The sequence below is a fragment of the Nonomuraea sp. NPDC001684 genome (genome assembly GCF_053596515.1).
Genome location: NZ_JBSFGJ010000513.1, coordinates 1 through 6,224 on the forward strand (window position 1 = coordinate 1; position 6,224 = coordinate 6,224).

Annotated in this window: 6 protein-coding genes; 5 read left to right on the top strand and 1 reads right to left on the bottom strand. The window is 74.4% G+C overall.

Annotation, left to right across the window (positions count from 1 at the left end):
* Nucleotides 1–1,002, bottom strand: a 1,002-nt coding sequence (locus ACWCSD_RS45605) for a PucR family transcriptional regulator (protein ID WP_449924833.1), incomplete at its 3' end; no start/stop codon positions are given.
* A 188-nt stretch (nt 1,003–1,190) separates the two neighbouring features.
* Here ACWCSD_RS45605 and ACWCSD_RS45610 point away from each other — a divergent pair.
* From ACWCSD_RS45610 to ACWCSD_RS45630, 5 genes are read left to right on the top strand one after another with little or no spacing between them, the layout of a single operon-like run.
* Nucleotides 1,191–1,967 (top strand): ABC transporter ATP-binding protein, encoded by a 777-nt coding sequence (locus ACWCSD_RS45610; protein WP_449924836.1) that lies wholly within the window; start codon nt 1,191–1,193, stop codon nt 1,965–1,967.
* A gap of 23 nt (nt 1,968–1,990) precedes the next feature.
* Nucleotides 1,991–2,761 (top strand): ABC transporter ATP-binding protein, encoded by a 771-nt coding sequence (locus ACWCSD_RS45615; RefSeq protein ID WP_449924839.1) that lies wholly within the window; start codon nt 1,991–1,993, stop codon nt 2,759–2,761.
* Nucleotides 2,758–3,648, top strand: coding sequence for a branched-chain amino acid ABC transporter permease (locus ACWCSD_RS45620; RefSeq protein ID WP_358286314.1), 891 nt, complete (start codon nt 2,758–2,760; stop codon nt 3,646–3,648). Before ACWCSD_RS45615 ends, ACWCSD_RS45620 begins: the two co-directional genes overlap by 4 nt.
* Nucleotides 3,641–4,744: a branched-chain amino acid ABC transporter permease gene (locus ACWCSD_RS45625; RefSeq protein ID WP_449924843.1), complete on the top strand. Its 1,104-nt coding sequence runs from the start codon at nt 3,641–3,643 to the stop codon at nt 4,742–4,744. Before ACWCSD_RS45620 ends, ACWCSD_RS45625 begins: the two co-directional genes overlap by 8 nt.
* Entirely contained in the window at nt 4,734–6,011 is a 1,278-nt protein-coding gene (locus tag ACWCSD_RS45630) for an ABC transporter substrate-binding protein (RefSeq protein ID WP_449924846.1), read from the top strand. Before ACWCSD_RS45625 ends, ACWCSD_RS45630 begins: the two co-directional genes overlap by 11 nt.
* The last annotated feature ends 213 nt before the right edge of the window (nt 6,012–6,224 follow it).

The window sequence follows — 6,224 nt, forward strand, 5'->3', positions numbered from 1 at the left end:
CTGACCGAGGGCGTGGTGGTCGAGGGCGTGCGCCTGCAACTGGCCAGGGTGCTGATCGACGAGGTGGCCGGTGACGCCGGGCCGGCTGATCATCAGCACGGCCGGCACGCGCTCGTCCAGGCGGGCGATCTCGGGGCCGCCGTCGGCGCAGGTGCGCATGGCGAGGGAGGCCAGCTCGTGCGCGGTGCCCAGCTCGTCCAGGCCGGTGACGACGGGGCTGACGCCGGCCACGCCGCTGACGATGAGGCTCAGCTCCTGGCACAGGTCGTCCAGGGTGGCCCGGCCGAGCGCGACGACCGCGACCTCGTGGCCGGTGCGCATGCGCCACAGCAGCCGCAGCGCGCCCAGAGTCGCGGGCAGCCGGACGTCGTCGTGGTGGCGTCCGCCGGGAAAGCGCACGGTGACGACGGCGTAGCGGGCGCGTTCGGGCAGGCCGAGCGAGTCGGCGGCGGCGCGCACCACCCCCGCGTCGGCGGTGCCGTCGAGCAGGGCGTCCAGCAGCGCGTTGACGCGTTCCTTGCTGCGGCCGAGGATCTCCTGCTCGCGCCGGCCGTAGACGTCGCAGGCCACCAGCGACTGCCGGTCGATCGCGTGCCAGACGTGGCTGGCGGCGCGGACCAGGACGTCGAGGCGGTCGGGGCGCTCGCGTTCCATGTGGTCCACGATCGCCGACCAGGTCACCTGGCCGGCCAGCCGGTACATGCGCAGCAGCGACTCCAGCGGAAGGCCCTGCTCGGCCCTGCGCTGGGCCATCGACCGGGTGAAGACCAGGTCGCGCCGCTCGGACGGCTCCTGCAGGATCGCGGTCAGGCCCAGGCGCACGCCTTCGAGGGTGCTCTTCCAGTGCTCGTCGTAGGGGACGCAGGCGCTGTAGACGTCGTCGCCGCCGCGCGTCCTGGCGACCAGCTCGCCGGTCAGTTCGGGCAGGCGTTCGAGCAGTGCCCTGGCTGCGGTGCGTAACGTCTGGCGGACGTCCTCGTCCACGACCGTAGGGGGACGCATTCCCCGAGGCTGCCACCGGCCGCCGTTCCAGAACAAGGCTCTGTAGCGTTTTGTGACCTCGCGTTGTGCGGCTGCACAACGGGCCCCCGGCCGCGGTGGGCAGCGAGCCCGACTTCGCCGCCGCATCTGGACGGCGGCCCCGCCCGCCGGTTTGGGTGGGCCGCCATGGGGTCCTGTGAGGAAGACGAATGGCCGAGCTGAGCGTGGACGGTCTCGTGGTGGACTACGGTCCCGTCCGGGCGCTGGACGGCGTGTCACTGAGCGTGCCGTCCGGGGCGGTGGTGGCCGTGCTGGGCGCGAACGGCGCCGGGAAGACGACGTTGCTGCGGGCGGTCTCGGGAACGCTCCGGTTCCACCGGGGCCGGATCGCCGCGGGCGGCGTCAGCGTGGCCGGGGCGCGGGTGGACGGGCAGCCGGCCGCGGCCGTGGTGCGGCGCGGCGTCACGCACGTGCCCGAGGGGCGCCGCGTGTTCGCCCGCATGACGGTGGAGGAGAACCTGCGGGCCGGCGGACTGGGCACGCCGCGCGCGGCCGCCGTCCGGGCCGGGCGGCGGGTGCGCGAGCTGTTCCCGGTCCTGGCCGAGCGCGCGCACCAGCGCGCCGGGCTGCTGTCGGGCGGCGAGCAGCAGATGCTGGCCATCGGCCGGGCGCTGATAGCCGAGCCGTCGGTGCTGCTGCTGGACGAGCCGACGCTCGGCCTGGCCCCGCGGGCGGCCGCCGCGATCGCCGCCACGATCAGGGCGATCAACGCCGCCGGCACCTCGATCCTGCTCGTCGAGCAGAACGTCGCCACGGCCCTGTCGCTGGCCTCCCACGCATACGTGCTGGAGGTCGGCGCGGTCGCGCTGGCCGGGCCCGCGGCCGAACTGGCCGCCGGCGACGAGGTGCGCCGCCGCTACCTGGGCGTGGCCGACGGGACCCCGGCCCCGCAGGCCAGGGCCGGATTGTCGAGGTGGTCCGCGTGACCCCGACATACCAACCGGATGGTATGCCCGCTCTGGAGGTGCGCGACGTGACCGTCCGCTTCGCCGGACTGACGGCGCTGGACGGCGTCGGCTTCACGGTCGCGCCCGGCACCGTGCACGCGCTCATCGGCCCCAACGGCGCGGGCAAGTCCACCTGCTTCAACGTGCTGTCCGGCGTCTGCCGGGCCGCCTCGGGCAGCGTCCGGTTCGGCGCGAGCGAGCTGACCGCGCTGCGCCCGCACCGGATCGCCGCGCTCGGCGTCGCCCGCACGTTCCAGAACATCGCGCTCTCCCCGCACCAGCCGGTGCGGGACAACCTGCTGCTGGGCCGCCACCGGCTCACCCGGGCCGGGTTCGTCTCCGCGGGGCTCGGCCTGCCGGGCGCGCGCCGCGAGCAGCGCGCGCACGCCGCCAGGGTCGCCGAGATCGCGGCCTTCGCCGGGCTCGCCGCGGTGCTGGACACGCCGGTCGGGCTGCTCCCGTACGGCGTGCAGAAGCGGGTCGAGCTGGCCAGGGCCCTGGCCATGGAGCCACGCCTGCTCCTGCTGGACGAGCCGGTCGCCGGGATGAACGGCGGTGAGCGGCAGGAGATGGCCGGGCTGATCAGGTCGGTACGGGAGAGCCTGGGCGTCTCCATCCTGCTGGTCGAGCACGACATGGGCATGGTCATGCGGCTGGCCGACCGGGTGACCGTCCTGGACTTCGGCCGCCGCATCGCCGACGGGCCGCCCGCCGAGGTGCAGAACGACCCGGCGGTCATCGGCGCGTATCTGGGCGTGGAGGAGACGGAGTGATCACTTTTGTGGAGCTGCTCGTCAACGGGGTCTCGCTGGGGGCCGTCTACGCGCTGATCGCGCTGGGCTTCGTCGTCATCTTCAAGGCGACCGAGGTGGTGAACTTCGCGCACGCCTCGCTGCTGCTGGCCGGCGGGTACGTGGTGGCGCGGCTGCATCCGCACCTCGGCTTCTGGCCCGCCCTGCTGGCCGGGGTCGCGGCGGCGGCGGTCATCGGGGCGCTGGTGGAGTTCCTGGTCATCCGCCGCTCGAAGGCCGGTTCGCACAGCGTGCTGGCCATCGTCACCATCGGCGTGGACATCGTGCTGACCACCGAGCTCACCCGGCGCATCGGCACCGAGGTGCTGGCCATGGGCGACCCGTGGGGCTCGCGGGTGCTGCGCCTCGGGCCGGTCACGGTCGCCGAGACCCGGGTCGTCGCGCTGGTCGTGGCCGGGGTGCTGATCGCGGCGTTCCTGCTGGCGTTCAAGTACACCGGGTGGGGGGTCGCGATGCGGGCCACCGCCGAGGACCCCGAGACGGCCGCGCTCATGGGCGTGCGGCTGGGCCGGGTCTCGGTCAGCGCGTGGGCCGTGGCCGGGGCGCTGGCCGCGGTGGCCGCGCTGTTCCTGTGCGTCTTCCCCACGCCGGGCCTGGACCGCGGCTCCTCGCTGGCCGCGTTGAAGGCCTTCCCCGCCGCGATACTCGGCGGCCTGGACTCCACCACGGGCGCGCTGGCCGGCGGCCTGATCGTCGGCGTCACCGAGGCCCTGACCACCGGCTACCAGAACGACCTGGCCTTCCTCGGCCGCGGGATCGGCGACGTGGCGCCGTTCCTCGTCATGGTCGTCGTGCTGCTGCTGCGGCCCGCCGGGCTGTTCGGGACGCGGGAGCGGGCCCGTGTCTAGAACCGCCGGGTCACTGGTGGCCCTGGCCGTCTTCGTCGCCGTGCCGTTCTACCTGGAGGGGTTCTGGCTGCAGGCGGGGCTGTTCGCGATGGCGGCCGCGATCGGCGCGATCGGCGTCAACCTGCTGACCGGGGCGACCGGGCAGCTGTCCATGGGCCACGCGTTCTTCCTGGCCGTCGGCGCCTACGCCTACGTCTACCTGGCCGCCGAGCCCACCGCGTCGCTGGGCGGCCTGGGCCTGCCGACCCCGGTGGCCGCGGTGCTGGCGGTGGCGCTGGCCGGGGTCGCGGGCGGGCTGTTCAGCCCGATCGCGGGCCGGCTCAAGGGCGCCTACCTGGGCATCGCCACGCTGGCGCTGATCTTCGGCGGGCAGCATCTGCTGTTCAACGCCGGGCCGGTCACCGGCGGGTTCAACGGGCGTGCCGTGCCGGCGATGGAGGTCTTCGGGTTCGCCTTCGCCGACGGGCCGGAGCTGGTCGTCCTGGACGTGCCGTTCGGCGCGCTGGAGCGGCTGTGGTTCCTGGGCGGCCTGGCGCTGCTGGCAGCGGCGCTGTTCGCCCGCGGCGTGCTGCGCGGGCGCCCCGGCAGGGCGCTGAACACGATCCGCGACCACGAGATCGCGGCCGGGGTGATGGGCGTGCCCGTCACCCGCTACCGGGCCGGCGTCTTCGTGTTGTCGTCCATGTACGGCGGCCTGGCCGGCGTGCTGCTGGCCCTGATCTTCCAGCGGACCGTGCCCGACTACTTCGGCATGCTGCTCTCCCTCGACTACCTCGCGATGATCGTCATCGGCGGCCTGGGCTCGGTGGGCGGCGCGGTGCTCGGCGCCGTCTTCGTCTCCCTGCTGCCGCAGCTGCTGACCCGTTACGGCGACGCCATCCCCCTGGTGTCGCCGTCCGGCTCCGGCGGCGGCCTGTCCCCCGCCGAGGCCGCCCGCATCCTGTACGGCGCCGCCGTCGTCGCCGTCGTCCTCTTCCTCCCGGGCGGCCTGCTCGGCCTGCCGCGCGCCCTGCGCCGCCGGTCACCGGGGCGCCGCCCGTCCGCTTCACCGTCACCGGATCCGTCCCCGAAGACCAGGAGCTCACATGTCCCGTAACCGCACGGCCGTCCTGGCCGCGCTGCTGGCGCTGGGGCTGGCGGCCACCGCCTGCGCCAGCGGCAAGGCCACCGGCGGCGGCCAGGCGACCGCCACCGCCGCCGGCGGCGACGGCGTCAGGACCGGCCCCGGCGTCACCGCCGACACGATCACGCTCAGCCTGCTCACCGACCTGACCGGCCCCTACGCCTCGCTGGGCAAGAGCCTCACCCAGGCGCAGCAGCTCTACTTCGAGCAGGTCAACCAGAGCGGCGGCGTCTGCGGCAGGAAGATCGAGACCATCGTCCGCGACCACGGTTACGACGCGCAGAAGGCGATGGCCGCCTACGCCGAGGTCGCGCCGAAGACGGCCGCGATCCCGCAGTTCATCGGCTCGCCGATGGTCACCGCGCTCAAGGACCGGATCACCGCGGACAAGATCCTCACCCTGCCCATGGCGTGGGCCACCGGCCTGCTCGGCAGCGAGGCCATCCAGGTCACCGGCACCACCTACGACGTGGACATGATCAACGCCGTCGACTTCCTGGTGAAGGAGAAGGGCGTCAAGGCCGGCGACCGGGTCGGCCACCTGTACTTCGAGGGCGACTACGGCGAGAGCGCCCTCGCCGGGTCCAAGTACGCCGCCGGCGAGCTGGGGCTCACGCTGGTCGAGCAGAAGATCAAGGCGACCGACCAGGACATGACCGCGCAGGTGGCGGCGTTCAAGAAGGCGGGCGTGCGGGCCGTGCTGGTCTCGGTCGGCCCGCGCCAGGCAGCCTCGCTGGTCGGCGTGGCCCTGGCCGCCGGGATGGACGTGCCGTTCGTCGGCAGCAACTCGGCCTACAGCCCGCAGCTCCTGGCCACCCCGGCCGCGCCGGCGCTGCTGAAGGACTTCTTCTACGTGACCGCGGGCGCCCCGATCAGCGCGCCGCTGCCCGCCTACGCCAAGCTCATCGCCGACTATCAGGCCAAGTACGCCGGCCAGCCCCTGGACAGCGGCGTGGCGGCCGGCTGGACCGCGGCGATCATCGTCGGCGACGCGCTGCGCAAAGCGTGCCAGGCCAAGGACCTCAGCCGGGCGGGCATCGTCGCGGCCCACCGGTCGCAGAAGTCGTGGGAGGCCGGGCTGGGCGGCACGCCGATGGACTTCAGCGTCTTCGACCGGCCCGCCTCGCGCGCCTCCTACGTGGTCAAGCCCGACAAGCAGGCGGTGGGCGGCGCCGTCATCCTCAAGGAGGCGGCGGTGTCGGAGCTGGCCGGGAAGTACACCGTGCCGGCGGCCGGCTGACCGGCGGCCGCGCCACCGGCGCCCACCACCGGCGCGCACCACCGGCGGGGTCACCGGCGGGGTCACCGGCGGGGTCACCGCCCGGCGGGCTCGCCGGTGAGCGCCGCCGGGCGGGGGGCGGCCAGCATGCGGCGGTAGACCGCCTCGTAGGCCGCGGCCATCGCGCTCACGCCGAAGTGCCGCTCGACGTGGGCGCGGCAGGCCCGCGGGTCG